The sequence below is a fragment of the Aminobacter sp. MSH1 genome, from assembly GCF_003071665.1.
GTDB lineage: Bacteria > Pseudomonadota > Alphaproteobacteria > Rhizobiales > Rhizobiaceae > Aminobacter > Aminobacter niigataensis.
The window spans coordinates 1,050,396-1,076,670 of record NZ_CP026265.1; the positions used below are offsets into that span (position 1 = coordinate 1,050,396).

The window sequence follows — 26,275 nt, forward strand, 5'->3', positions numbered from 1 at the left end:
CCTAGATGGTGACGCCGCCGTCGACCAGGACGGCCTGGCCGGTGACGAAGCGGGATTCGTCGGACAATAGGTAGACGACCAGCGGCGCGATGTCGTCGACGGTGGCGAGCCGGCCGATGGGCTGGCGGGCGATGAAATCCTTCTCGGCCTGCACGGGATCGGCGGCGGCAGCGATGCGGCCGCGCAGCGAGGGCGTGTCGACGGTTCCGGGGCAGAGCGCGTTACAGCGGACGCCGCGGCGGACATAGTCGGCGGCCATGCCCTTGGTGAAGCCGATCACCGCCGCCTTGGTGGCGCCGTAGAGCAGCCGGTTGGGGAAGCCTTTGATCGACGAGGCCATGGAGGCCATGTTGAGGATCGACACGGCGCCGGTCTTTTCCGCCTGCTCCAGCATGCCGGGCAGGAAGGCGCGGGTCGTGCGGTACATGCTCTTGACGTTGAGGTCGAAGCTGAAATCCCAGTCCTCGTCGCTGCAGTCCATGATCGTGCCGTTGTGGACGAAGCCGGCGCAGTTGAAGAGCCCGTCGAGCGGCGCCTGGCCGGCGGCGAAGGCCGAGACCGCTGCACCGTCGCGCACGTCGAGGCGATGGGTCTCTATGCCCGTGCTCTCGGCCGACAGGGCTTTCAGGGCATCGTCATTGATGTCGGTGGCGACGACGTGGGCGCCCTCTTTGGCGCAGGCCAGCGCGCTGGCGCGGCCGATGCCCTGGGCAGCGGCGGAAATGAAAATGCGTTTCCCGCTTAGTCGCATAACCGTCGCTCCTCCCAGCAAACTGCTTGCGCTTCTGTCTATATACGAACATACTATTCATAAATGAACCGACCTTGCAATGGGGAAATGTGAGGCGGTGGCGAGGGAGGAATTCGCGCAATGCCAAAACGGCCGATCAACGCCGCGAACGACCAGGACAAGGACGAGCGCTACCGGGCGCCGGCGCTCGACAAGGGGCTCGACATATTGGAGCTCCTGTCGGAGCAGCCGGGCGGCTTGACCCGTGCCGAGATCGTCAAGGCCATGGGGCGGGGGCCGAGCGAGGTCTACCGCATGCTCGAACGGCTGGTGGCGCGCGACTATGTCAGCCGCTCACCCGAGGGCGACCGCTATGCGCTGACGATGAAGCTGTTCATCCTCGCCCATCGCCATCCGCCGGTGCGCCGCCTGGTGGCGCGCGCCTTGCCGCTGATGGACGCTTTCGCCAGCGAGGCCGGCCAGTCGTGCCATCTCGTCGTTCCCGAAGGTGGTGCGGCACTCGTTGTCGCGCATGCCAGCTGTCCCGGCAATTGGGAATTCGGCATCCGCATCGGCGCCCATATCGAGCTTTTGACCACCAGTTCTGGCCATATCCTGCTCGCCTTCCTCGACGAGCAGGCGCAGTCGGAGCTGGCGATGCGTTGGGAAGGCACGAAGCAGGCCGAGGCGCGGGACAGGCTGGAGCCCGTGCTGAAAGCCTATCGCGAGGCAGGGCACCGCGTCGGGCCGAGCCAGCAGATGCGCGCCATCGAGGACATCTCGGTGCCGATCCTGTCGCCCGACGGCTATGCGATCGCCGTGCTGACCTGCCCCTACATCCAGAGGCTCGACGACAAGCAGGCCGACATCGACCAGACGCTGTTGTTGCTCAAGGATGTCGCGGCGAAGCTTTCGCTGTCGTAGGCGGGCTGAATACTCTTTGCTCTAACTCTTTCTATTGGGCAGCTCAGCGCTGCCCCTCACCCTTGCCCTCTCCCCGCAAGCGGGGAGAGGGGGCGTCGACGTTTCCGCTGACCTCTTCTGTGTTGTGGAATTGGGCGTAGTCGTCGCAGCCGGCTTCCTTCGCCCCGTTCACGGGGAGAAGGTCCGGTAGGGGATGAGGGGCGGCTGTTCCCTTTCAGGAGAGGTGCCGACCCTTCGACAAACTCGCAGTTGGATGAGGGCAGGTTGGTCGGAGCGCCTCACGCCTCCGGCGGCACCACGCCCTTGCGCACGGCGAAGTCGGCGTAGAAGCGGCGTTCCTGGGTCTGGATGACGGCGTAGGCCTTCCTGGCACGCTCGTAGAAGGCGAAGCGCTCGATGCCGACCATCTTCGTAGCCGTGCCCTCGATCAGCTTGCCGACCTCACGCTGGACGTCCGGGATCTCGTCCGGCTTGCCGACGACCTCCATGCGGCCGAAGGCATCGTCGACGAAGGTGTCGACGGGCATGACCGACAGCACCGCCGTCATCACGCTGACGATGTCGCCATCGATGCGCAGCGGCCGGCCGAACACCGTTTGCCTCGCCATCGCATCAGCCGGGAAGTTGGCGTCGGCGATGATCAGGTCGTCGCCATGGCCCATGGCGCGGAGCACGTAGAGCACGTCGGGGCCGAGCAGCGGGTCGATGCCAAGGAGCATTTTTGTCACCTGAGATGCGGGTTGCGGATTGGCTGTATCCAGAATTGCAGGCAAGTGCTTCGGCGTGCAAGCCGTCAGGGCATTTTCGCGTTTGCCGAATTTGCCTAGCCGCCGCGCACGAATCCTTCCGACGCCACCAGAAGGTTGCGCGTGTAGTCCTGGGCCACGTTACGCGTGGCGAGATCGCCGGCCTGCAGCCGCTCGACCTCCTCGCCGCTCTGCATCACCATCAGCCGCTCGCACATATGGGTGATGACGCCGAGGTCGTGGCTGACCATGACGAAGGTCAGCTTGCGGTCGCGGCGCACCTGTTCGAGCAGGTTGAGCACCTCGGCCTGGACCGAGGCGTCGAGCGCCGAGGTCGGCTCGTCGAGCAGCAGGATCGATGGCTCGAGGATCAGTGCCCGGGCAATCGCCACGCGCTGGCGCTGGCCGCCCGACAGCTGGTGCGAATAACGGAAGGGGAAGCCGGAACCGAGGCCGACCTCGTCGAGCGCGCGCTGGATGCGTTTTTCGGTGTCGGCGAAGCCGTGGATGTCGAGCGGTTCGAGCAGCAGCCGGTCGACGGTCTGGCGCGGATGCAGCGAACCGTAAGGGTCCTGGAACACCATCTGGACCTGGCGGTAGAACGCCTTGTCGCGGGTCTTGCCGAGGCGCTGGCCGGAAACGTCGATGGTGCCGGAGGTCACGGGCGCCAGACCGGCGACCGCGCGCAGCAGCGTTGACTTGCCGGAACCGGATTCGCCGACAAGGCCGAAGGATTCGCCCTGCGCGACGCTAAGGCTGACATCCTTCAACGCGATGAAGTCGTCATAGACGACGCGCAGTTTGTCTATCTTGAGGGCAGGGGTCACAGCAGCCACTCCGGCTGGCGGTCGAGCACGGGCAGCGGGTGCCGGCTCTCGCCGATCTTGGGCATGCAGTTGAGCAGGCCTTGCGTGTAGGGGTGCTTGGCCTGCCACAGTTCCGAAGCCTTCAACTCCTCGACGATCTTGCCGGCATACATGACGATGACCCGGTCGCAGAAGGTCGAGACCAGGCGCAAATCGTGCGAGATGAAGACTAGCCCCATGCCGCGGTCGATGACCAGTCGGTCCAGGATGCGCAAGATGTCGAGCTGGACGGTGACGTCGAGCGCCGAGGTCGGCTCGTCGGCGATCAAGAGTTCGGGGCCGGCGATCAGCATCATGGCGATCATGGCGCGCTGGCCCATGCCGCCCGAGACCTCGTGCGGGTAAAGGTCGTAGACGCGCTTGGGGTCGCGGATCTGGACGGCAGCAAGCATGTCGAGCGCGCGCTGGCGCGCCTCCGACTTGCCGACCTTCTCATGCGTGCGCAGCGTCTCGACGATCTGGCGGCCGATGGTCATGACGGGGTCGAGCGAATATTTCGGATCCTGCAGGATCATGGCGATGCGGCTGCCGCGCAGGGCACGCCGTTCGGCCGGCGATGCCTTCAAAAGGTCGATGCCGCTGAATTCGAGCCGCCTGGCCTTGATCTCGGCCTGCTGCGGCGTCAGCCCCATGATGGCGCGTCCGGTCTGCGACTTGCCCGAACCAGACTCGCCGACGATGCCGAGCCGCTCTTGGCCGAGCGCGAAGGAGACGCCGCGCACCGCTTCGACCACGCCGGTGCGGGTGGGGAAGGAGACGCGCAGGTCGTCGACATGCAGCAGCGTGCTCATTGGCCACCGCTGCGGGTATCGAGTGCGTCGCGCAGGCCGTCGCCGAGCAGGTTGAAGCCGAGGCTGACGATGAGGATGGCGGCACCGGGTGCTGCGGCCACCCACCATTGGTCGAGGATGAAGCGGCGGCCGGAGGCAATCATGGCGCCCCATTCGGGCAACGGTGGCTGGGCGCCGAGGCCGAGGAAACCGAGGCCGGCGGCGGTGAGGATGATGCCGGCCATGTCGAGCGTAACGCGCACGATCAGCGAGGAGATGCACAGCGGCATGATGTGTCGCAGCACGATGCGCATCGGCGACGCGCCCATCAGCTTGACCGCCGAGATGTAGTCGGAGTTGCGCACCGTCAGCGTTTCGGCGCGGGCGATGCGGGCATAGGGCGGCCACGATGTCAGGGCGATGGCGATGATGGCGTTTTCGATGCCGGGCCCGAGGGCGGCGACAAAGGCCAGCGCCAGCACCAGCTTGGGGAAGGCGAGGAAGATGTCGGTGATGCGCATCAGCACCGCATCGATCCAGCCGCCGGCATAGCCTGCGGCGGTGCCGACCAGAAGGCCGATGGGGGCGGCGATGATCGCCACCAGCACGATGACCTGCAAGGTCAGGCGCGAGCCGTAGATCAGGCGCGAGAGGATGTCGCGGCCCTGGTCGTCGGTGCCGAGCCAATAGGTGGAGCTGGGCGGCAGCAGGCGGGCGTTCCTGAGGTCGCCGATATAGGGCGAATGGGGCGCGAGCAGGGGTGCTGTGGCGGCGACGAACAGCAGCAGCAGGATGATGCCGAGGCCGATGACGGCGAGCTTGTTGGCGGTGAAGCGGCGCCAGGTCAGGTAGGTGCGGCCGAGCCGCGCCTGCATGCGTGATTGCGGCCGGTCGGTCAGCAGCCATTCGCGGCGGGTCATTGCTGTGTCGCTCATCTGATCCGCGTCCTTGGGTCGAGCAGGCGATAGAGCAGGTCGGAGAACAGGTTGAGTGCGATGAACACCGACCCGATGATGATCGTGCCGCCCAGCACCGCGTTCATGTCGGCGTTCTGCAGCGAGTTGGTGATGTAGAGGCCGAGCCCTGGCCAGGCAAAGACCGTCTCGGTCAGCACCGAGCCTTCAAGCAGGCCGGCATAGGATAGTGCGATCACGGTCACCAGCGGCACGGCGGCGTTGCGCAGCGCATGGCCCCAGATGATGCGGGTTTCCGACAGGCCCTTGGCGCGCGCGGCGACGATGTATTCCTGGCTGAGCTCGTTGAGCATGAAGGAACGCGTCATCCGGCTGATGTAGGCGAGCGAGAAATAACCGAGCAGCGAGGCCGGCAGGATGATGTGGGCGAAGATGTCCTTGAAGGCAGCCCAGTCGCGGTTGAGCACCGCGTCGAGCAGGTAGAAGCCGGTGATCGGGGTGAAGGTGTATTCGAACACCACGTCGATGCGGCCGGGACCGGCGGTCCAGCCGAGGCGGGCATAGAAAACCAAGAGCGCCAGCAGCCCGAGCCAGAAGATCGGCACCGAATAGCCGATCAGGCCGATGATGCGCACGATCTGGTCGGCGAGGCTGCCGCGCTTGACGGCGGCAAGCACGCCGAGCGGGATGCCGAAGGCCGCCCCGATGATGGTGCCGACGGTGGCGAGTTCCATCGTCGCCGGAAAGACGCGGCGGATGTCGGCCATGACGGCATTGGTGGTCAGCACCGAGGTGCCGAAATCGCCCTGCAGCACGCCTTTCACATAGAGATAGAACTGCTGGTAGTAGGGCAGGTTGAAGCCCATTTGCTCGCGCGTGCGCTCGACGACATGGGCCGGCGCCCGGTCGCCGACGATGGCGAGCACCGGGTCGATGGGCACGACGCGGCCGATGAAGAAGGTGACGGCCAGCAGGCCGAGATAGGTCGTGGCCACGATCACCACGAAACTGGCGACCGCCTTGAGCATGGCGGAGGCGCGCCGGTTGGCGCGCCTCGCTTGTGTCTGGTTTTCCATGCTGCTCAAAGGTCTGATCCTATTGGATCATTCCTTGGTCACGGGGGCGACGAAGTTCGAATCGAAGTTCGGCCCGAGCTTGTAGTTCTTGACGTTGCCGCGCAGGCCGGCAACCTCGGTCTGCTGGAAGATCAGCACGAACGGGCTGGTGTCCAGTGCCGCCTGCTGCAGTTCCTTGTACATGGCGGCGCGCTTGTCGTTGTCGCGCTCCAGAAGGGCTGCCTTGGTCTTCTCGGTCAGCTCCGGCACGTCCCAGGCGTTGCGCCAGGCCAGCGTCTTCACGGTGCCGTCGTCGGCGTTGTTCGGGTTGGAGGTGAAGGTCTCGGCGTTGGAGTTCGGATCCCAGTAGTCCATGCCCCACTGGCCGATATACATGTCGTGGTTGCGGGCGCGGTACTTGGTCAGCGTCTGCTTGCCGTCGCCGGGGATGATCTCAACCTTGACGCCGGCCTGGCCGACGGTCTGCTGGAACGATTCGGCGATGCCGGTGACAGGCTGGGTGTTGCGCACATCCATGGTGACCGAGAAGCCGTCCTTCAGGCCTGCCTTCTCCAGCAGTTCCTTGGCCTTGGCGGGGTCGAAGGTGAACGGGTTCGAGTCGAGCGCGCCGAGCACGCCCTTGGCCTGGTAGGTCTGGCGGATTTCGCCGATGCCCTTGATCAGCGTGGCGCCGATGGCGTCGTAGTCGACCAGGTACTTGAGCGCCTGGCGCACTTCCGGCTTGGCCAGGTTCTCGTTCTTCTGGTTGAGGCTGATGTAATAGACCGTGCCCTTGGGCGCGCTGGTGGTGGTCAGCTCGGCGTTCTTCGAAACCGCTTCGAGGTCGCCCGGCTCAAGGTTGCGGGCGACATCGATGTCGCCGGCTTCGAGCATCAGGCGCTGGGTGGCGCTTTCCTTGACGTGGCGATAAATGACGCGGGCCAGTGCCGGCTTGTCGCCATAGTAGTTGTCGTTGCGCTCGAGCACGAGGATCTCGTTGGCACGCCAGTCGCGGATCTTGAACGGTCCCGAGCCGGCATAGCCGGTCTTGAGCCAGCCATTGCCGAAGTCGTTGTCGAACTTGTAGTCGTCGGTCGGCGTGACCGGGGCGACATGCTCTAGCACCAGCTTGCTGTCCATCACCGCGCCGACGGTGGCGGTCAGGCAGTTGAGCACGAAGGACGGCGCATAGGACTTGTCGACGGTGAAGACGAAGGTGCTGTCGTCGGCGGCCTTGGCCTTCTCGGCGACGTTGTCCTTGGTCAGGCCGAACTGGGTGAGGATGAAGGCCGGGCTCTTGTCGAGCTTGACGACGCGCTCGAACGACCAGGCGACGTCGGCGGCGGTGATCGGGTTGCCGGAGGCGAATTTCAGGCCGGGCTTGAGCTTGAAGGTGTAGGTCAGGCCGTCATCGGAAACGGTCCAGCTCTCGGCGACGCCGGGGCGCACCTTGGTGGTGTCGTTGATGTCGAGGCGCACCAGCATGTCATAGGCGTTGCCGAGGAATTCGGCCGGGCTGAGCTCGAAGGATTCGGCCGGGTCGAGCGTGATGGTGTCGTCGATGGCCCAGGCCTGGACCAGCGTGTCGGCCGGCGTCACCGCAAGCGCGGGTGCCGCAAAGACCATCGCCGAAAGGGCAGCGCCTGCAAGCAGCAGACGGAATTGTTCGTTCATTTTACCAAGCATCATTTTTCAGTTCCCCAAGTTGACGAATTATTTGTTGTTAGGCTGCCGCTTCGTGCCAGGCCGAGCGCAAGACCCTCAGCCAGTTGTCGCGGCAGATTTTCGCCAGATCGGCGTCACCATATCCAGCGTTCCGGAGGGCCGCAACGAGCTTCTGAAGCCCGGCGGCGTCGCCGATCTCGGCCGGGATCGTGGCGCCGTCGAAGTCGGATCCCAGCGCCACACCGTCGATGCCGACATGCTCGACCATATAGTCGATGTGCCGGATCATGTCCGAGAGCGGGGTGTCGGCGCTCTTGGCGCCGTCCTCGCGCAGCATGGTGACGGCGAAGTTCAGCCCGACGAGGCCGTTGCTTTCCCTGACGGCGGCAAGCTGCTTGTCGGTCAGGTTGCGGCTGATCGGCGTGAGGGCGTGGGCGTTGGAATGGCTGACGATCAGCGGCTTGTCGCTGAGCTTCGCCACATCCCAGAAGCCCTTTTCGGTGATGTGGGCGAGATCGATGGCGATGCCGATGCGGTTGCACTCGCGGATCAGTCTTTTGCCGGCTTCAGTCAGGCCGGGGCCGGTGTCGGGGCTCGACGGGAAGGCGAAGGGCACGCCGTGGCCGAAGATGGTGTTGCGGCTCCATACCGGGCCGAGCGAACGCAGGCCGGCGGCGTAGAAGACCTCGAGCGCGGCGAGATCGGCGTCGATCGGCTCGCAGCCTTCCATGTGCAGCACTGCGGCAAACTTGCCTTCGGCCTCGGCGGCATCAATGTCGGCGCCGTTGCGGCAAATCTTCCAGCCGCCGGCACGCTCGATCCGGAAGGCGATCGACGCCATGTCGAGGGCGATGTCGAGCGACGGTGCGCGTTCAAGCGGGGCCGAGAGCGGAATGGCGTAGTGGCCGTTGCCGTCGCGGGCGTCGTCGCCAATGTCGCCGGAGGTGATGTAGATGGCGCAGAGGCCGCCGGCGAGGCCACCTTTCCTGGCGCGCGGCATGTCGATATGGCCCTGCCTGGTGCCTTCGATGAATTCGGCCACCGGGTCAGCACCCTTGGCGGCGTTGGTCCACAACCGGAACAGCACATCGTTGTGACCGTCGAAAACTGCCTGCATCATGCACTCCTGTCAGGGAGGCAGTTGAAGGACGCACGGCAGGCCGAGTCAATCTGCCGACGACATGCGCTTTTGCGCCCATCCCGCAGTTCCGCTTCGTAAGGTGCCGCCAGGACCAAAAGGAAGTTCGCGCTGGACCATTCGTCGCAGGCTTATGTGTTTCGGCGCTAAAACGAGGCAATTTGCCGCCATTGCAGGCACAGACGAAGTTCAGGCCTGACCTTGCGGCAGGTCTGCGACCTTGTTCGGCATTGAAATCTGGCAAAAATTTGGGCAGTCGGGCTGCCAGCGGCTATCCGCCGCTCTCCGAACTGCAAATCCGTTTATCACGACAGGAAATTTACATATGTCAGAAGGCAGTCTTCTCGATCATGCTCTCGTGCGCCTCGACGAGGCGGCAAAACACCTGACCGTCGACGCCGATGTGATCGAGAAACTGAAATTTGCCCGCGAGACCACCAAAGCCCGCCTGATGATCCGCATGGACGACGGCTCGCGCAAATCCTTCCTGGCATGGCGCTGCCGCTACGACGACACGCGCGGCCCGACCAAGGGCGGCATCCGTTTCCATCCTGAATCGACGGCCGACGAAGTCGAGATGCTGGCCTTCTGGATGACGTTCAAATGCGCCGTGATGAACCTGCCCTATGGCGGCGGCAAGGGTGCCGTGCAGGTCGACCCGCGCAAGCTTTCCAAGGCGGAACTGGAGCGCCTCTCTCGCGCCTACATCCAGGCCTTCGCCAGCATCATCGGGCCTGACCGCGACATTCCCGCGCCCGACGTCTACACCAACTCGATGATCATGGGCTGGATGGCCGATGAGTATTCGCAGATCGTCGGCCAGGCGTCGCCCGCCGTCATTACCGGCAAGCCGCTGGCGCTGGGCGGTTCGCTCGGCCGCGGCGACGCCACCGCGCGTGGCGGCTACTATCTGGTCCGCCATCTCGCCGACGAACTCGGGCTGAAGGGCAACCTGCGCATTGCCGTCCAGGGTTTCGGCAATGCCGGCCAGCATATTGCGCGCCTGCTTGCCGCCGATGGCCACACGATCGTTGCCGTTTCCGACTCGGAAGGCGCCGTCCAGGCCGCCAACGGGCTCGACCTCGGCCGCCTGCTGGCCGCCAAGGACAATGGCCGTTCGGTCACCTCGACGGCCGGAGAGGGTGGGCACGAGCTGCTCGACGGCAATGCGCTGGTCGGCGTCAATTGCGATATCCTGGTGCCGTCGGCGCTGGAGAACATGATCCGCATCGACAACGCAGACATCGTCAAGGCCCGCATCGTGCTCGAACTCGCCAACGGCCCGGTCACGTCGGAAGCCGACGAGGTGCTGGAGAAGAAGGGCATCGTCGTGCTGCCCGACATCCTGGCCAATGCCGGCGGCGTCACCGTCTCCTACTTCGAGTGGGTGCAGAACCGGCAGGGCTACTATTGGCCGATCGAGGAGATCCACGACCGCCTGCGCATCATCATGGAGCGCGAGGGCCGCGCCATCTGGGATGTCGCCAAGGCCAAGGATGTCTCGGTGCGCACCGCGGCCTATGTCCATGCGCTCGCACGCCTCGCCGAGGCGATCGAAGCGCACGGCACGCAGAACTACTTCGCAAGCTGAGCCAAACAGCTGCGCTGCCGGATCGAAACGGTCCGGCGGCGCAGCAGTGACTTGGGGCGCGCCTTTCCTGCGTCCATTGGGGCGCCCGGCGCTCTGGCCTGCCATTTTCCTGTTGAAGCGCTAGGTTGGCGGGCGTAGGTCTGTGGGCGAAATCCCGACTGACCCCCCTTCATCACGCCTCAAAGGCAAAACCCGGCAGCGCGACCATGTCCTTCATTCCCGATTGGGCGACCATCATCCAGTTTGCGATCGCCACCTTCATCATCGCGATCACGCCCGGCCCCGACATGACGCTGTTCGTCGGGCGGGCACTGTCCGAGGGCCGCAAGGCGGGTTTCGCCTGCATGGCCGGGGCGATGACGGGCATCGTCATCCACACCACGCTGGTGGCGCTCGGGCTGTCGGCGCTGATCGTCGCCTCGCCGCAGGCCTTCATGGTGCTCAAGATCGTCGGCGCCGGCTACCTGGTCTGGCTCGCCTTCCAGGCGGTGACCAAGGGTTCGGCGTTTTCGCCCGACACCGCCAAACGCGAGCCGCGTTCGGTGTTCCAGAACTGGGCGACGGGCCTTGGCATCAACCTGCTCAACCCGAAGATCATCCTGTTCTTCATGACCTTCCTGCCGCAGTTCGTGTCGGCCCACGACACCAATGCGCCGGGCAAGCTGTTCTTCCTCGGCGCGATGTTCATCGTGCTGTCGCTGCCGGTGACGGCGCCGATGGTGATCGCCGCCGACAAGTTCGCCGGCCTGCTCAAGAAGAGCCCGCGCGTCACCCGCATCGTCGATTATCTGTTTGCAGGTGTATTCTCGGCCTTCGCGCTGAAGATTCTTACGGCGCAGGCGAAGTAGGGTGTAGCGCACCGGCGAAACGGCCGGTGACGAACCAGTAGGCGATGCCGCCGATCAGGCCGCTGCCGATGATCGAAACCGGCAGCAGGGGGTCGCGATAGGCGAAGCCCGGGTCGCCGCCCTGGTAGGCAAAGCCGAGGAAGACCAGCGCGACGAAGCCGCCCGACAGCGCATAGAACAGCCAGTCGCGCTTGCCGAGCAATTCGGCGAGCAGCATGACGACAAGCGCCGGCACGAAGGCGAAATAAGCGACGAACAGCGCGGTGAATGGGATGGTGAAGACCATCGACCCGGTCGCCACCTCAGGTGGCATGTCTGATGCCATGAGGCCGGCAGCACCAAGGAAGACCACGTTCAGGAAAGCGCCGGCGGCGAGCGACGCCGCGAGATAGCCCAGCAGCATGTGGGCGAACTTGCCGAGATAGAGCAGGAAGCGGCTCACGCCTCGCCGTGTCCCGCAATCATCATCGCCTCGAGCGCCAGGCGCTCGCTCTTCTTCATGCGTTCGGACTCCGACTTGAGCTGGCCGCAGGCGGCGAGGATGTCGCGGCCGCGTGGGGTACGGATCGGCGAGGCATAGCCGGCATTGTTGATGTAGTCGGCGAACTTCTCGATCGTTTCCCAGTCCGAGCACTGGTAGTTGGTTCCGGGCCAGGGGTTGAACGGGATCAAATTGATCTTGGCCGGCACGCCCTTGAGCAGCTTGACCAGCGCCTTGGCGTCTTCGAGGGAGTCGTTGACGTCCTTGAGCATCACATATTCGAAGGTGATGCGCCGCGCATTGGACAGGCCGGGATAGGCGCGGCAGGCCTCGATCAGATCCTTGAGCGGGTACTTCTTGTTGATCGGTACCAAAAGGTCGCGCAGGTCATCATTAGTGGCATGCAGCGAGATCGCCAGCATGACGCCGATCTCCTCGCCGGTGCGGAATATCTCCGGCACGACGCCCGAGGTCGACAGCGTGATGCGACGCTTGGACAGTGCCAGGCCGTCGCCGTCGGAGGCGATCAGCAACGCCTTCTTCACCGCCTCGAAATTGTAGAGCGGCTCGCCCATGCCCATCATCACGATGTTGGAGATTTTCCGCCCCTCGGCCGGCACAATGGCTCCAGCGGGCGTGTTGCGGTCGGGGAAGTCGCCCAGCCGGTCGCGCGCCGTCATCAGCTGCGTCAGGATCTCTTCCGCTGTCAGGTTGCGCACCAGCTTCTGCGTGCCGGTGTGGCAGAACGAGCAGGTCAGCGTGCAGCCGACCTGGGACGAGATGCAGAGCGTGCCGCGGCCTTCCTCCGGAATGTAGACGGTTTCGATCTCGACCGGGCGGCCCGCGCCGCGCGGCGGGAAACGGAACAGCCACTTGCGCGTGCCGTCGGAGGATATCTGTTCCTCGACGATCTCGGGGCGCGCAATGGTGAAGTGCTTGGCGAGTTCGGCGCGCAGGTCCTTGGAGATGTTGAACATGTCGGCGAAGTCGGAGACGCCGCGGACATAGAGCCAGTGCCAGAGCTGCTGGACGCGCATCTTGGCCTGGCGCTCGGGAACGATGCCCGAGGTTACAAGCGCTTCGGCGAGCTCTTCGCGGGTGAGGCCGATCAGCTCGCCCTTGACGGGCGCAGCCGCACGGGCGCGCAACGCATCGCGGGTAGCATCGGAGGTTAGGTCGAGCGAAAGGGTCATTCGGGCTCAGCTAGGTTGATATAGCGGCAAATGTAGGATTTTGGCGCGACATATCACAGGTCTGTCTCTGCGTCACGTTTTGGCGGCCATGCATTTGTGCCGCAGCTTTGCAGTCTGTTAGGCAATGGCTGGGATGCTGGCGCGATGAGCAACATCCTACACATCGTCCTGGTGGTGCTCGCCGTCAACTTTGCGGCGTTCGCTGCCTTCTGGCGCGACAAGCGCCTGGCCCGGTCCGGAGCGCGTCGTATCCCTGAGAAAACCCTGCTCTGGCTTGCTTTCGCCGGCGGCAGCCTTGGTGCGCTGTCGGCCCAGCACCTGTTCCGGCACAAGACGCGCAAGGAGCCGTTCCGCAGCAGGCTTTACGCGATCGTGGCGCTTCATGCGGTAGCCGTCGCCGTGCTGGCGCTCTGGCTGATCGCGCCGCAATGGGCATCCGGCCTGTTCAATGCGCTGAAAGGTCCCGCGGTTTCGTGAACCGTCGGCCTCAGCTTCCGGCGGCTGGATGGAGCGCCAGCTGGTAGCGTTGTTCCGCCCGCCCGCTGCGCGCATGCGGCACCGGGTCGCCCAGCCTGCGCCAGCCAAGGCGCTCGTAAAGCCTGACGGCGCGATCATTGTCGGCATAGACCGCGAGCTCGGCCGTATCGAAGCCTCGTTCGCGAAGCATTGCCGCAATGCCGGTCAACAGCTCGCCTGCCGCGCCCCGGCCCCAACGGTCGGGATCGACGCCGAAATAATGCAGCTCGGCGGTAGCATCCACACCCGGAACGGGCGCAAGGGCGCCAAAGGCGACGGCAGTGCCGTCTTCGTTCACGGCGATCGCAAGCAGGGCATGCGGCGAGCTTTCGAGCACCCTCGAGATGACCGGTCGGGCTTCGGCGAGCGAGGCGACATCGTCGTCGCCGTCGCGCGCAGCGGTGGCCCGCGCCCAGATGGCCGCAGCTTCATCGATATGCGTTGAAGTTCCGTCGACGATGCTGAACATGGCTGGGCCTCAAACAAAAGACCGGGCGATCGGATCGCCCGGTCTTTGTAGCTGCACCCGAAGTGCTTATTTGCAGGTGGCGATAGAGCTCAGCGCTGCCGAAATGCCCTTGAGTGAGAAGACGTAGTTGGTCGGGTTGCCGCGGCCGGACTTGGCCGTGACCTTCATGTCCGAGCCGCCGCGCATGGCGGCGATCAGTGCCGGTTCCTCGGCCGCATTCTCGACCCAGGCCGACTTGCCCTTGGTGAACATCGAGAACGACTTGTCGCCGATGGTGACCGCGACCTTGGAGTTTTCCTGGAAATTGTAGCCGGCAATGAACTGCGGCTCGAAGGAAACCTTCTGGCCCGGGCGCTGGCTGACGAAGAAGAACATATCGCCGTGGTCGAGCGTCGGCGGCTGCTTGTCGGTCGGCACCGTCAGCACGTAGCAGACCTTGCCGTTCTGCGCCTGGTAACTGTAGGTGCCCCAGGCATTGTGCTGGCCGATCTTGGTCGCCGACTGGGCGAGCGCCGGCATTGCCGACGCTGCAAGCACCAGACCCGAAATTATAGCTATCAAACCGCGCATCGTTTTTCCTGTAGTTCAAATGGAGCGGGGCAGGCCGACTGCGCGCCCGCCCGTTGGCTTCATTTTGATTTAATCTGGGTTACCAAAGGGTGAATGGCCTTGCAGAAAGACATTTGCCGCCTGGAACCCCGCCGTTCGGCCTGTCATGCACAGGCATCGTGTCCCTGTCGCGGTTGAACCCCGAGAAAACGGCAAGAGTTTGACTTTTGATGTCAGGCTGAAACAAGGCCGCCGCGCGTCAGGGCTCGCGCGACAGGCTTTCCTTGGCGGCAAGCCGGTGGGCCGGCGTCATGTGGGCGCGCACGGCGGTGATGGCCGCCGTCAGCACGGCGATGTCGTCGGTGAAGCCGAGGCCAAGGATGACGTCGGGAATGGTGTCCACCGGCAGGATGAAATAGCCCAGGGCGGCGAGAAGTATGCCCTTGGCCCGCAGCGGCGTGTCCTTGTCCATGGCGCAATAATAGGCCGCGACCACTTCCTCCATGAAGGGGACGTGGCGGGCGGCGCCTTTGGCCTTGCGCCAGAACTTTTCACGCACTTCGCTCTCGCTCACCGGCGCATCGTCGCCGCGGAAGCCGTCAAAGCCGGGGATTTTCACCATTCAGACAGTCTCCTTTGCCCGAATTCCTTTGCCGGAAATGTGGGAAGGAGCGCGCCTCGCTGCAAGATGTGGCCCTCAAGAACCGAAATAGGCGTTCATGCGCTTGGCCAGCTTGACGTCGAGTTCGGTCAGCCCGCCGGCGTCATGCGTGTTCAGCTTGACGTCGACGGTCTTGTAGACGTTCGACCAGTCGGGATGGTGGTCCAGCTTCTCAGCCGCCAGGGCAACACGGGTCATGAAGGCGAAGGCCTCGCTGAAATTCCTGAACACGAAGCTGCGCGACATCGACAGCCCGTCGGCGGCTAGCGTCCAGCCGTCGAGCTCGGCAAGGGCCTGCGTCACTGCGGCAGGTTCAAGTTTCTCTCTGGCCATTTCATGCTCCCGTGCTATCGAGTTCTTTCCTCACCAGCATAGCGCGGGATCGATGGTCGAAAAGCAGGTAAAATCCATTCTCTTCGTCTGTCTCGGCAATATCTGCCGTTCGCCGCTGGCCGAAGGCGTGTTTCGCGCCGTGCTTGCCGAACGCGGACTGGACGGCGAATTCACCATCGACTCCGCCGGCACCGGCGGCTGGCATGCCGGCTCGGCGCCCGACCCGCGGTCGATCGCGGTGGCGGCGCAACACGGCATCGACATCGCCGCCCAGCAGGCCCGCAAGGTCGTGCCGGCCGATTTCGAGCGCTTCGACCTGATCCTCGCCATGGATCGCTCCAACGCCGACGACCTCAGGGCGCTTGCACCGCAGCAGGCCCAGGACCGCGTCGAGCTTTTCCTCGGCCATGTCACCGATCGGCCACAGGACGTGCCCGATCCCTATTATGGCGGGGAAGACGGGTTCCTGGTTGTCTACCGCATGATCCGCGAGGCTTCGGAAGCGCTTGCCGACCGGATCAGCGAACCGGCGTCCGAGCCATTGAGCGGCCACGCTTCCTCGACGATGTAGGGGCCGCCGCCGACCGAGTCGCGCGACGACATCAGCACGAAGCGGCCGACGCGGAAGGGCACAGTGGCGAAGTTGCCGCGTGCCGAAAGATAGTGCGCGACGTCGAGCGGGCTGGTGTTGCGGAGCCGTGCCAGCGTCACATGCGGGGTGAATTTGCGCGGGTCGGACGGGACGCCGAGGCGCTTGCAGATGCGTTCGATCTCAGCTTGCAGTGCGTTGAGTTCCGGCGAGGGCGTGACGCCGGCCCAGACCGCATGCGGCTTCTTCTGCCCGAAGGCGCCGACACCTGAAAGCGTCAGCGGAAAGCCTGGCCGGTCGACACGGTCGATGGCCTCGACGATCTCGTCGGCAACATGGCCTTCGACATCGCCGATGAAGCGCAAGGTGAGGTGGTAGTTTTCGACGTCGATCCAGCGGGCGCCCGACAGGCCGCCCCTGAGCAGGGAGAGCGACAACGCGGCATCACGCGGAATTTCGAGGGCGGTGAAAAGTCGCGGCATGGCCAGGCTCCCTTCCTCGAATCGCAATCCGTAACCTCAGCGAATCATCGATCGCAGCGCCGGGCAAGAGGTTTGTTTGCACGTTGCTGTTTAGGCAACGCTGCCGCCGGCGATGTGTTGCAACGTTGCATGACGAGGTTCATTTGCCGGCAATGGCCTTTTCCACCGTTGGCAGGGCGTTCTCGACCATACGGTCGATGCCCAGGGCATTCGGGTGCATGCCGTCCTCCAGCAACAGCTTGGCATCGCCGGCGACGCCATCGAGGAAGAACGGATAGAGCGTGGCGTCGTATTTTTCCGCCAGTTTCGGATAGATCGTCCCGAACTGTTCGCCGTAGGCGTGGCCGAGATTGGGCGCGGCGACCATGCCTGCCAGAAGCACCTCGATTTTGCGTTCCTTGAGCCGGGCAAGCATCTTGTCGAGGTTCTGCTCGACAAGCGCCGGGTCGATGCCGCGCAGCATGTCGTTGGCACCGAGCTCGAGGATCACCAGTTGCGTGCCGTCCGGTATCGACCAGTCGAGCCGCGACAGGCCGCCGCTGGTCGTATCGCCCGACACGCCTGCATTGGCGATCACCACATCGTGACCGCGGGCGCGTAGCGCGGCCTCGAGTTTTTCTGGAAAACCCTCGCCAGGGCCAAGGCCGTAGCCGGCCATCAGGCTGTCGCCGAAACCGACGATGCGGAAAGGCTCAGCCCAGGAGGGGGCTGCGGCCGCAAGCATCAGAAGGGCTGCGGCAACTAGTTGTTTGAAAGCCATAAAGTCAGACCCGATATGACGAAGACGATCCCCGCCCTTCAATTTCCATATAGGACGAATTTGCCGTGACAGAAGCCGTCATCGAACTGAGGGATGTATCGCTGACGCTGGGCCAGGGGGCTTCCTCGGTGCATGTGCTGAAGGGCGTGAGCCTCGATGTCGCGGCGGGCGAAGCAACAGGCATCGTCGGCCCCTCGGGTTCCGGCAAGTCGACGCTGCTGATGGTTCTGGCAGGATTGGAGCGGGTCGACGGCGGCACGGTGACCATTGCCGGCGAGCTGCTCAACGGCCGCAGCGAAGACCAGATCGCGGCTTTCCGCGGCCGCAATATCGGCATCGTGTTCCAGTCGTTCCACCTGATCCCCAATATGACGGCGCTGGAAAACGTCGCGGTGCCGCTGGAGCTGGCCGGCAAGCGCGATGCCTTTGCCATTGCCGCGCGCGAACTGGCGGCTGTCGGCCTTGCCGATCGCGTCACGCATTATCCGGGTGAGCTTTCGGGCGGCGAGCAGCAGCGCGTGGCGATCGCGCGTGCGCTGGCGCCGGAACCGCGCATCCTCATCGCCGACGAGCCGACCGGCAATCTCGATCAGGCGACCGGCCGCCAGATCGCCGACCTGCTGTTTGCCAAGGCTGCCGAACGGGCGATGACTTTGGTGCTCGTCACGCACGACCCGGCACTTGCCGCGCGCTGCGACCGGCAGGTGGCGATGCGCTCGGGGCGGATCGAGACCGCGACGATCGCGCCGGTTGCCGAGAAGGTGCGGGCATGAGGGTGCCCCTATGCTGAAGGACCTGCCTCTCGCCTTCCGCTTCGCATCGCGCGAGATGCGCGGCGGCCTGCGCGGCTTCCTGATCTTCCTGACCTGCATCGCACTTGGCGTGGCTGCCATCGGCGGGGTCAATTCGGTGGCCCGCGCCATCACCGCAGGCGTTGCCAGTGAAGGCCAGGCGCTGCTTGGCGGCGACATCCGCTTCCAGCTGATCCAGCGCGAGGCGACGGACAAGGAAAAGACCTTCCTCGAAGGGCTCGGCACGGTCTCGCACAATGCCGGCATGCGCTCGATGGCGCGGCTGGAGGACGGCTCCGACCAGTCACTGGTCGAGGCCAAGGCGGTCGATGCCGCCTACCCGCTCTATGGGACGCTGGTCACCGAACCGGCGCTGCCGCGCGACGAACTCTTTGCCGAAAAGTCGGGCGCTTATGGTGCTGCCGCGCCGGACCTGTTGTTCGAAAGGCTCGACCTCAAGCTCGGCGACAGGATCAGGCTCGGCGGCACGACCTTCGAACTGAGGGCCAAGCTGGTCAATGAACCCGACGCGGTTTCCGACGGTTTCGGTTTCGCCCCGCGCCTGCTGGTGTCGATGGAGGGCCTGAGCGCTTCCGGGCTGATCCAGCCGGGCAGCCTGGTCGAACACGCCTACAAGATCCGCATGCCGGTCGGCACCAGCGAGGCCGAGGTCACGGCTGTGCGCGAGCGGGCGAACGCGGAACTGCCCGAAGCCGGCTGGAGCATCCGCACCCGCAGCAATGCGGCGCCGGCGCTCTCGGCCAATATCGAGCGTTTCACGCAGTTCCTGACCCTGGTTGGGCTGACCTCGCTGGTGGTCGGCGGCGTTGGCGTGGCCAATGCCGTGCGCGCCTATCTCGACGGCAAGCGCGGCGTCATCGCCACCTTCAAGAGCCTCGGCGCCTCCGGCGGCTTCGTGCTGTCGGTTTATCTTATCCAGATACTGCTGATCGCCGGCTTCGGCATCGCCGTCGGCCTGGTGCTCGGCGCGCTGATGCCGTTTGCGGCAAGCGCGGCGCTCCAGTCTGTGATTCCGGTCCCGGCCGAGGCGGGCGTCTATCCTGCAGCACTTGGCATGGCCGCACTGTTCGGCGTGCTGGTGACGCTTGCCTTTGCCATCCTGCCGCTGGGCCGCGCCCGCGACGTGCCGGCGACCGCGCTGTTCCGCGAGATGGGTTTCGAGGGGCGCGGCTTGCCGCGACTGGTCTACATCGCGACAGCCGTAGCCATCGCGGCGGCGCTGGCATTGCTTGCGATATGGTTCGCCGGCGACCGGCGCATCGCCACCATCTTCGTCGGCGCGACGGTGTTTTCGTTCCTGGTGCTGCGCGTGGTGGCTGTCGCCGTGCAGTGGCTGGCGCGCAAGAGCCCGCGCGTGCGTTCGACCGCCCTTCGCCTTGCCATCGGCAATATCCACCGGCCCGGCGCGCTGACGCCGTCGGTGGTGCTGTCGCTCGGACTGGGGCTGACGCTGCTGGTGACGCTGGCGCTGATCGACGGCAATCTGCGCCGCCAGATCGCCGGCAGCCTGCCGGAGCGGGCGCCGAACTTCTTCTTCGTCGACATCCAACCCGGCGAGGTCGACGATTTCGCCAAACTGGTGCAGGCCGAAGCGCCCGGTGGCAAGCTGGTGCGCGTGCCGATGCTGCGGGGCCGGGTCATGGCGCTAAACGGCACCGACGTGCAGAAGCTCAACGTGCCGCCCGAGGGCGCCTGGGTGCTGCGCGGCGACCGCGGCCTGACCTATGCCAAGAACATCCCGGAAAACTCGACGCTGTCGCAAGGCACGTGGTGGCCGGCGGACTATGCGGGCGAGCCGCTGGTATCGTTTTCGGCGCAAGAGGCCGGCGAACTCGGCCTCAAGCTCGGCGACATGGTGACGGTCAACGTGCTGGGCCGCAACGTGACGGCGAAGATCGCCAATTTCCGCGAAGTGCAGTGGGAATCGATGGGCATCAACTTCGTCATGGTATTTTCGCCCAACACATTCGCCGGCGCACCGCACAGCTGGCTTGCCACGCTGACCGAAGACAAGGCGTCGCCGATCCAGGAATCGCGCATCCTCAATTCGGTGACGCGCAGCTATCCGGCCATCACCACGGTTCGCGTCAAGGACGCGCTCGACGTCGTCAACCGGCTCGTCGCCCAGCTTGGCACCGCGATCCGCGCGGCTGCCGGCGTGGCGCTGATCGCTTCGGTGCTGGTGCTGGCAGGGGCGCTCGCAGCGGGCAATCGCGCCCGGGTCCACGACGCGGTGATCCTGAAGACGCTGGGTGCCACCCGGCGGACGCTGATCTCGGCCTTTTCGCTCGAATACATGCTGATCGGCCTCGCCACGGCGGTGTTCGCGCTCGCTGCCGGCGGCGTTGCGGCCTGGTTCGTCGTTGCCCGAATCATGACGTTGCCGTCGTCCTTCCTGCCCGAGGTCGCGGTCGCGACGATCGTCTTCGCCCTGGTGCTGACGGTCGGCTTCGGCCTCATCGGCACATGGCGCGTGCTTGGCCACAAGGCAGCACCGGTGTTGCGCAGCGAGTAGCGAAATGCCGTTGAGGGCTGGACTTCAACGACATTTGTATGAGAAATGGCCCTCACAGCGGGTTTCAGGCCGTAACGGGCCTTGTTCTGGCCTGAAAGAATCATCATATTTCGGCGGAGGCATGCTGGAGCCCCGCCAGCGGCGCCTGGGTTTCGGCCTGACACCCGACGGGGCAGAAGCAACAGAGGAAACCATGTCCGACTTCAGAAATTACCAGACGCGTACGGCGGCGGCGGGCAGCCGCGTCGACGCGTCGATCGACGAGGGCCTGCGCGCCTACATGCTGAAGGTTTACAACCTTATGGCGCTTGGCCTCGCAATCACCGGCTTGGCCGCTTTCGGCACGATGATGCTGGCGACCACCAACGATCCGGCAACTGCCGTCGCCACGATGGGCAACGGCAAGATGCTGACCAGCCTCGGCGTCGCGCTCTATGGTTCGCCGCTGAAGTGGGTCGTCATGCTGGCTCCGCTCGGCATGGTGTTCTTCCTGAGCGCCCGCATCCAGTCGATGAGCACCTCGGGCGCGCAGACCGCGTTCTGGGTCTTCGCCGGCCTGATGGGCCTGTCGCTGTCGTCGATCTTCCTGGTCTACACCAGCGCCAGCATCGTGCAGACCTTCTTCGTGACCGCTGCCGCCTTCGGCGCGCTGTCGCTGTTCGGCTACACGACCAAGCGTGACCTGACGGCCATGGGCTCGTTCCTGATCATGGGCGTGTTTGGCATCCTGATCGCGATGGTGGTCAACATCTTCCTGCAGTCGTCGGCCCTGCAGTTCGCCATCTCGGCGATCGGCGTGCTGGTGTTCTCGGGCCTGACCGCCTACGACACGCAGAAGATCAAGGAGATGTATTTCGACGGCGACGACGCACTCGTCTCCGGCCGCAAGGCGATCATGGGCGCGCTCACGCTCTATCTCGACTTCATCAACCTGTTCTCGTTCCTGCTGTCGTTCCTGGGCAACCGCGAATAACGCATCGAGACTGGACCATCAGACTTTCGAAGGGCGGCCCAACGGCCGCCCTTTTCATTTGTGCCGAGCTTTGCTCTAATGGAGGCAACAATCTGGATTGCCTAAAAAATGAGCATGACTATACGGCACGCGCTGCCTGACGACCTCGACCGCATTACCCAGATCTATACCGACGCTGTGCTCAACGGCACGGCAAGCTACGAGCTGGAGCCGCCGACGCGCGGCGAAATGGGCGCGCGCTACGAGGCGCTGATGGAGGGCGGTTACCCCTATCTCGTCGCTGAACGGGACGGCATCATCCTGGGCTACGCCTATGCCGGTCCATTCCGGGCGCGCCCGGCCTATCGTTTCATCGTCGAGGATTCGATCTATATCGCGCCCGAGGCCAAGGGCACGGGCATCGGCAAGGCATTGATGCAGGCGCTGATCGACGAGGCAACCATCCTCGGCTTTCGCCAGATCATTGCGGTGATCGGCGACGGCCATGCCGATAGCGCGTCGGTGCGGCTGCATGAAAGGCTCGGCTTCCACCATACCGGACGGATGGAAGGCTCTGGCTACAAGCATGGCCGCTGGCTCGACACCGTGTTCATGCAGCTGGCGATGAATGGCGGCGCCACGCTTCCGCCCGACGCCAATTCGATGCCCGAGCGCCGCTTCGTGGCCAAGGGCGGCAAGGGCTAAGTCAGCCCGGACCTTCGATCAGCGGCACGAAACGCACGTCGACCAACGGCCGCTGGCTGTAGTCATTGTCGCCGGTGCGCACGATCTTCATCAGTTTCTGGTCGCCGAGCGGCCCGAGCGGCAAGACGAGCCGGCCACCGATGGCTAGCTGTTCCTTCCAGGCCGTCGGCACCTTGCGGGTTCCCGCCGCTGAAAGAATGGCATCGAACGGTGCCTGGCCGGCGTACCCCGCCGTGCCGTCGCCCGATATGACTTCCACATTCGCATAGCCGAGCCGCTGCAGCCGGCTTGTCGCCAGCTCGGCCAGTGCCGCCACGCGCTCGATGGTGACGACGTGCCCGGCGATTTCAGCCATCACCGCCGCTGCGTAGCCCGAGCCGGCGCCGATCTCCAGTGCCTTGCCTGCTCCCGTCAGCTCGGCCGCCTGGGCCATCAACGCGACGATGTAGGGCTGGGAGATGGTCTGGCCGTGGGCGATCGGCAGTGTCGTATCCTCATAGGCGTAGTCGCGCAGCGCATCGGTGACGAACTCTTCGCGCGGCACCGCGGACAGCGCCTCGAGTACCGCCAGGTCGCGTATGCCGCGCCGGGCGATCTGGTATTCGACCATTCTGAGGCGCGCTGCCCTGTAGTCGATCATGGCCTTGCCTGCCGTTGCCAATTAACCGGCATGCGGGCACGAAGTTCCCCGCGTGCCGGACTTGCCGCAACGTCCGCCTGATGTTGCAGCGCGACGATCATGTTGCATTGCACAAAACGCAAAGCTCCTATGCAATATCAACACTTTAAAACCCGACCCGGCGGAGCTAGATATAGGTCATCGAATTTGTCGGGCCTACCTCCTCCCAGGTTTCCGACGAATAGGTCAGCGCCTACCTCCTCCCAGACGCTGGCCACCAATACGACACCCGCCGGACCTCCTCCCCCGGCGGGTGTTGTTTTTTCAGTCTCCCCCACATCGACAACTTCTGTGCCCCGCCAATCGGGTTGCAAGCAGTGCTTTCCGCCGGGTTTTGTGGACCACGTCAGGCCAATTCGCCGGCCAGAGCCCGTGGCGCTGCGACTGGTGTGGCGTTTCGGTGCCCGATCAGGCTATAGGCAATGCCAAGCGTCTCCCGGCCAAGCCCGCGGAGATACCAAACGATGAAGCCCCGGCCGGCGACAAGCAAAAACAGACACGCAGATGGCCGCGGGTGGTGAGGAACGAGGAAAGGTAATCAGCATGAACGTGACCAGCGAAACCGCTGCCCTTCTCGAACGGCTGGGCGTTGCCAAGGCCGATTTCAGCGGTGGCGACCTGATCGTGCGCAGCCCGGTGACCGGCGAGCAGATCGGCGCGCTGACGTCGATCTCGCCTGCCGAGGCGGGCAAGGCCATCGAACGTGCCGACAAGGCCTTCAAGGCCTGGCGCAACGTGCCGGCGCCGAAGCGCGGCGAGCTTGTCCGCCTGCTCGGCGAGGAACTGCGCGCCGCCAAGACCGACCTCGGCCGGCTGGTGTCGATCGAGGTGGGAAAAATCCCGTCGGAAGGTTTGGGCGAAGTCCAGGAGATGATCGACATCTGCGATTTCGCCGTCGGCCTGTCGCGCCAGCTCTACGGCCTGACGATTGCCACCGAGCGCCCCGGCCATCGCATGATGGAGACGTGGCACCCGCTCGGCGTCGTCGGCGTCATCTCCGCCTTCAATTTCCCCGTTGCGGTGTGGTCGTGGAATGCCGCACTCGCTTTCGTCTGCGGCAACGCGGTGGTGTGGAAGCCGTCGGAAAAGACGCCGCTGACCGCCCTTGCCTGCGACGCGATCTTCAAGCGCGCCGCGGCCCGTTTCGGTGCCGATGCGCCCGAAAACCTGTCGCAGGTGCTGATCGGCGACCGCGCCGTCGGCGAGGTGCTCGTCGATCACCCCAAGGTGCCGCTGGTGTCGGCCACCGGCTCGACCCGCATGGGCCGCGACGTCGGCCCGCGCCTGGCCAAGCGTTTTGCCCGCGCCATCCTCGAGCTCGGCGGCAACAATGCCGGCATCGTCTGCCCGACGGCCAATCTCGACATGGCACTGCGCGCCATCGCCTTCGGCGCCATGGGCACCGCCGGCCAGCGCTGCACCACCATGCGCCGCCTGTTCGTGCATGACAGCGTCTATGACGCGCTCGTGCCGCGCCTGAAGAAGGCCTATGAGAGCGTTTCGGTCGGCAGCCCGCTGGAGACCTCGGCGCTGGTCGGCCCGCTGATCGACAAGGCCGCCTTCGACGGCATGCAGAAGGCGCTGAAGGAAGCAGCCGGACATGGCGGCAAGGTCACCGGCGGCACCCGCGTCGACAACGGCCATGACGGCGCCTTCTACGTCAAGCCGGCGCTGGTGGAGATGCCGGGCCAGGTCGGCCCGGTGCTCGAAGAGACCTTCGCGCCGATCCTCTATGTGATGAAGTATTCCGACTTCGACCAGGTGCTGGAACTGCACAATGCGGTCGGTGCCGGCCTGTCGTCGTCGATCTTCACGCTCGACCTGCAGGAGGCCGAGCGCTTCCTGTCGGTCGAGGGTTCGGACTGCGGCATCGCCAACGTCAATATCGGCACTTCGGGCGCCGAGATCGGCGGCGCGTTCGGCGGCGAAAAGGAGACCGGCGGCGGTCGTGAGAGCGGTTCGGACGCCTGGCGCGCCTATATGCGCCGCGCCACCAACACCGTGAACTATTCCAAGGCGCTGCCGCTGGCGCAGGGCGTGTCGTTCGACATCGAATAAGTTATCGGGTGAGCCAACAGGCCTGACCGAAACCAAAGCGTCGCCCGCGAAAGCAGGCGGCGCTTTTTGTTTGCTTCGACTACGAAGCTTGACGGCGCGGCGGCGAAGCGGCTCAGATCGCGGCGGAAGCAGAACGGGGTGGACATGGTCGAACTCAGCATCAGCGGCGATGGCCGCTTCGACGGCACCATCGAGACGGTCGAGATGCACACGGGCGGCGAGCCTGTGCGCATCGTCACCTCGGGCTATCCGCCGATCCCTGGCGCGACGATCCTGGACAAGCGCCGCCATGCCCGTGAAAACCTCGACCACCTGCGCAAGCTGATCATGTTCGAGCCGCGCGGCCATTACGACATGTATGGCGTGATCCCGGTAGAGCCCGACCTGCCCGGCGCCGACATGGCGGTGCTGTTCATCCACAATGAGGGTTACTCGACGATGTGCGGCCACGCCACCATCGCGCTCGGACGCTATGCGGTGGATCACGGCATCGTCGCGCCCCAGGTGCCGGTGACCGAGGTCAGGCTGCAGTGCCCGTGCGGGCTGGTCAACGTCAGGGTCGAGGTCGAAAGGACGGCGGATGGCTTCGCCACGGGTGCTGCGTCCTTCGAGAGCGTGGCGTCCTTCGCCTTTGCGCTCGACCAGGAGATCGACGTGCCGGGACTGGGCGGCGTGACGTTCGATGTCGGTTATGGCGGCGCCTTCTACGCGCTGGTCGAGGCCGCCTCGATCGGGCTCGATCTCAAGGCAACGCCGCTCGACCGGCTGGTCGATGCCGCCGACCACATCACCAAGGCGGTGGCGAAAAGCCTGCCGCTCGAACATCCCGACGATCCCGATCTCGCTTTTCTCTACGGCACCATCCTGACCGACGGCGGCGAGGGGGCGCTGGATCCGACGCGCAATCTCTGCGTCTTTGCCGAGCGCGAGGTCGACCGCAGCCCGACAGGTTCCGGCGTGTCCGCGCGGATCGCGGTTGCCGTTGCCCGGGGAACACTTGGGTGGGGCGAACAGCGCCGCTTCGAGAGCGTCACCGGTGCGGTGTTTTCAGGCAAGGCGGTGCGCGCCGACAAGGTCGGGCGGTTCGATGCCGTTCGCGTCGAGGTCGGCGGGCGGGCGTTCTATTCGGGGCGTTCGAGCTTCTCGATCGAGGCGGGGGACGAACTTGGCCGCGGCTTCCTGCTGCGATAGTGCGACAGATCAAAGAATATGTCGCAGTTTCCGGTAATTCTCCGGGCCTGCCGATGATGCTATCAATTCGGCATCGAAGCTGA

Annotated in this window: 28 protein-coding genes; 11 read left to right on the forward strand and 17 right to left on the reverse strand. The window is 64.8% G+C overall.

Annotated elements, in window-relative coordinates; genetic code table 11:
* Window position 1: 1 nt before the first annotated feature.
* Window positions 2–751, reverse strand: coding sequence for an SDR family oxidoreductase (locus CO731_RS05140; protein WP_108606237.1), 750 nt, complete (start codon window positions 749–751; stop codon window positions 2–4).
* Between the two features lie 120 nt (window positions 752–871).
* Between CO731_RS05140 and CO731_RS05145 the strand changes: the two genes are divergently transcribed.
* A complete protein-coding gene (locus CO731_RS05145) occupies window positions 872–1,654 on the forward strand; it encodes an IclR family transcriptional regulator (protein ID WP_108606238.1) in 783 nt (260 codons plus the stop codon).
* A 278-nt stretch (window positions 1,655–1,932) separates the two neighbouring features.
* Here the strand turns inward: CO731_RS05145 and CO731_RS05150 are convergent, their stop codons facing one another.
* The 7 genes from CO731_RS05150 to CO731_RS05180 all read right to left on the reverse strand — a co-directional run bounded on the left by CO731_RS05150 (window position 1,933) and on the right by CO731_RS05180 (window position 8,787).
* Window positions 1,933–2,373, reverse strand: coding sequence for an RbsD/FucU domain-containing protein (locus CO731_RS05150; protein ID WP_108606239.1), 441 nt, complete (start codon window positions 2,371–2,373; stop codon window positions 1,933–1,935).
* A 104-nt stretch (window positions 2,374–2,477) separates the two neighbouring features.
* On the reverse strand, window positions 2,478–3,227 hold the full coding sequence (locus CO731_RS05155; protein WP_108609636.1) for an ABC transporter ATP-binding protein: 750 nt from the start codon (window positions 3,225–3,227) through the stop codon (window positions 2,478–2,480).
* Window positions 3,224–4,057, reverse strand: coding sequence for an ABC transporter ATP-binding protein (locus CO731_RS05160; protein WP_108606240.1), 834 nt, complete (start codon window positions 4,055–4,057; stop codon window positions 3,224–3,226). Before CO731_RS05160 ends, CO731_RS05155 begins: the two co-directional genes overlap by 4 nt.
* A complete protein-coding gene (gene nikC / locus CO731_RS05165) occupies window positions 4,054–4,971 on the reverse strand; it encodes a nickel transporter permease (protein ID WP_108606241.1) in 918 nt (305 codons plus the stop codon). The genes CO731_RS05160 and nikC overlap by 4 nt, the downstream gene beginning before the upstream one ends.
* A complete protein-coding gene (locus CO731_RS05170; RefSeq protein ID WP_108606242.1) occupies window positions 4,968–6,035 on the reverse strand; it encodes an ABC transporter permease in 1,068 nt (355 codons plus the stop codon). The genes nikC and CO731_RS05170 overlap by 4 nt, the downstream gene beginning before the upstream one ends.
* A gap of 18 nt (window positions 6,036–6,053) precedes the next feature.
* The gene (locus tag CO731_RS05175) at window positions 6,054–7,691 is read right to left on the reverse strand and encodes an ABC transporter substrate-binding protein (RefSeq protein WP_108609637.1); all 1,638 of its coding nucleotides are present in this window, start codon (window positions 7,689–7,691) and stop codon (window positions 6,054–6,056) included.
* Between the two features lie 37 nt (window positions 7,692–7,728).
* Window positions 7,729–8,787, reverse strand: a complete 1,059-nt coding sequence (locus CO731_RS05180) for a dipeptidase (RefSeq protein ID WP_108609638.1) — start codon at window positions 8,785–8,787, stop codon at window positions 7,729–7,731.
* Between the two features lie 346 nt (window positions 8,788–9,133).
* Here CO731_RS05180 and CO731_RS05185 point away from each other — a divergent pair, with 346 nt between their 5' ends.
* Window positions 9,134–10,399, forward strand: coding sequence for a Glu/Leu/Phe/Val dehydrogenase (locus CO731_RS05185; protein ID WP_108606243.1), 1,266 nt, complete (start codon window positions 9,134–9,136; stop codon window positions 10,397–10,399).
* A gap of 206 nt (window positions 10,400–10,605) precedes the next feature.
* Window positions 10,606–11,247 carry a LysE family translocator gene (locus CO731_RS05190; RefSeq protein WP_108606244.1) on the forward strand — a complete coding sequence of 214 codons (642 nt, stop codon included), beginning with the start codon at window positions 10,606–10,608 and terminating at the stop codon, window positions 11,245–11,247.
* Here CO731_RS05190 and CO731_RS05195 read toward each other — a convergent pair.
* Together CO731_RS05195 and rlmN are read right to left on the reverse strand one after the other, a co-directional pair.
* Entirely contained in the window at window positions 11,228–11,689 is a 462-nt protein-coding gene (locus tag CO731_RS05195) for a hypothetical protein (protein ID WP_108606245.1), read from the reverse strand. The two genes, CO731_RS05190 and CO731_RS05195, sit on opposite strands and share 20 nt — an antisense overlap.
* Complete coding sequence (rlmN, locus tag CO731_RS05200; RefSeq protein WP_108606246.1) at window positions 11,686–12,921, reverse strand: 23S rRNA (adenine(2503)-C(2))-methyltransferase RlmN; 1,236 nt, start codon at window positions 12,919–12,921, stop codon at window positions 11,686–11,688. Before rlmN ends, CO731_RS05195 begins: the two co-directional genes overlap by 4 nt.
* A 144-nt stretch (window positions 12,922–13,065) precedes the next feature.
* Here rlmN and CO731_RS05205 point away from each other — a divergent pair, with 144 nt between their 5' ends.
* The gene (locus tag CO731_RS05205; RefSeq protein ID WP_108606247.1) at window positions 13,066–13,398 is read left to right on the forward strand and encodes a DUF1294 domain-containing protein; all 333 of its coding nucleotides are present in this window, start codon (window positions 13,066–13,068) and stop codon (window positions 13,396–13,398) included.
* A gap of 10 nt (window positions 13,399–13,408) precedes the next feature.
* On the opposite strand, the gene CO731_RS05210 is transcribed toward CO731_RS05205, so the two are convergent.
* From CO731_RS05210 to CO731_RS05225, 4 genes are all read right to left on the reverse strand, one after another.
* The gene (locus CO731_RS05210; protein WP_108606248.1) at window positions 13,409–13,906 is read right to left on the reverse strand and encodes a GNAT family N-acetyltransferase; all 498 of its coding nucleotides are present in this window, start codon (window positions 13,904–13,906) and stop codon (window positions 13,409–13,411) included.
* Window positions 13,907–13,972: 66 nt separating this feature from the next.
* Window positions 13,973–14,476 carry an invasion associated locus B family protein gene (locus CO731_RS05215; protein ID WP_108606249.1) on the reverse strand — a complete coding sequence of 168 codons (504 nt, stop codon included), beginning with the start codon at window positions 14,474–14,476 and terminating at the stop codon, window positions 13,973–13,975.
* Window positions 14,477–14,714: 238 nt separating this feature from the next.
* Window positions 14,715–15,077: a YkvA family protein gene (locus tag CO731_RS05220; RefSeq protein WP_108606250.1), complete on the reverse strand. Its 363-nt coding sequence runs from the start codon at window positions 15,075–15,077 to the stop codon at window positions 14,715–14,717.
* 75 nt (window positions 15,078–15,152) lie between these two features.
* Window positions 15,153–15,449 carry a 4a-hydroxytetrahydrobiopterin dehydratase gene (locus CO731_RS05225; protein ID WP_108606251.1) on the reverse strand — a complete coding sequence of 99 codons (297 nt, stop codon included), beginning with the start codon at window positions 15,447–15,449 and terminating at the stop codon, window positions 15,153–15,155.
* Window positions 15,450–15,501: 52 nt separating this feature from the next.
* Here CO731_RS05225 and CO731_RS05230 point away from each other — a divergent pair, with 52 nt between their 5' ends.
* Complete coding sequence (locus CO731_RS05230; protein ID WP_108606252.1) at window positions 15,502–16,020, forward strand: low molecular weight protein-tyrosine-phosphatase; 519 nt, start codon at window positions 15,502–15,504, stop codon at window positions 16,018–16,020.
* On the opposite strand, the gene thpR is transcribed toward CO731_RS05230, so the two are convergent.
* Entirely contained in the window at window positions 15,924–16,520 is a 597-nt protein-coding gene (thpR, locus tag CO731_RS05235) for an RNA 2',3'-cyclic phosphodiesterase (protein ID WP_108606253.1), read from the reverse strand. The genes CO731_RS05230 and thpR overlap by 97 nt on opposite strands.
* 139 nt (window positions 16,521–16,659) lie before the next feature.
* Window positions 16,660–17,280: an arylesterase gene (locus tag CO731_RS05240; protein ID WP_108606254.1), complete on the reverse strand. Its 621-nt coding sequence runs from the start codon at window positions 17,278–17,280 to the stop codon at window positions 16,660–16,662.
* 65 nt (window positions 17,281–17,345) lie between these two features.
* On the opposite strand from CO731_RS05240, the gene CO731_RS05245 reads away from it, so the two are divergent.
* The 4 genes from CO731_RS05245 to CO731_RS05260 all read left to right on the forward strand — a co-directional run bounded on the left by CO731_RS05245 (window position 17,346) and on the right by CO731_RS05260 (window position 22,264).
* Window positions 17,346–18,053, forward strand: a complete 708-nt coding sequence (locus tag CO731_RS05245) for an ABC transporter ATP-binding protein (protein WP_108606255.1) — start codon at window positions 17,346–17,348, stop codon at window positions 18,051–18,053.
* A 10-nt stretch (window positions 18,054–18,063) separates the two neighbouring features.
* Entirely contained in the window at window positions 18,064–20,607 is a 2,544-nt protein-coding gene (locus CO731_RS05250; protein ID WP_108606256.1) for an ABC transporter permease, read from the forward strand.
* Between the two features lie 193 nt (window positions 20,608–20,800).
* Window positions 20,801–21,580 (forward strand): Bax inhibitor-1/YccA family protein, encoded by a 780-nt coding sequence (locus CO731_RS05255; RefSeq protein WP_108609639.1) that lies wholly within the window; start codon window positions 20,801–20,803, stop codon window positions 21,578–21,580.
* Between the two features lie 108 nt (window positions 21,581–21,688).
* Window positions 21,689–22,264, forward strand: a complete 576-nt coding sequence (locus tag CO731_RS05260) for a GNAT family N-acetyltransferase (protein WP_108606257.1) — start codon at window positions 21,689–21,691, stop codon at window positions 22,262–22,264.
* A gap of 1 nt (window position 22,265) precedes the next feature.
* On the opposite strand, the gene CO731_RS05265 is transcribed toward CO731_RS05260, so the two are convergent.
* The gene (locus CO731_RS05265) at window positions 22,266–22,904 is read right to left on the reverse strand and encodes a protein-L-isoaspartate(D-aspartate) O-methyltransferase (protein ID WP_108609640.1); all 639 of its coding nucleotides are present in this window, start codon (window positions 22,902–22,904) and stop codon (window positions 22,266–22,268) included.
* 582 nt (window positions 22,905–23,486) lie between these two features.
* On the opposite strand from CO731_RS05265, the gene CO731_RS05270 reads away from it, so the two are divergent.
* Window positions 23,487–25,001: an aldehyde dehydrogenase family protein gene (locus tag CO731_RS05270; RefSeq protein WP_108606258.1), complete on the forward strand. Its 1,515-nt coding sequence runs from the start codon at window positions 23,487–23,489 to the stop codon at window positions 24,999–25,001.
* A gap of 144 nt (window positions 25,002–25,145) precedes the next feature.
* The gene (locus tag CO731_RS05275; protein WP_199914562.1) at window positions 25,146–26,192 is read left to right on the forward strand and encodes a proline racemase family protein; all 1,047 of its coding nucleotides are present in this window, start codon (window positions 25,146–25,148) and stop codon (window positions 26,190–26,192) included.
* The last annotated feature ends 83 nt before the right edge of the window (window positions 26,193–26,275 follow it).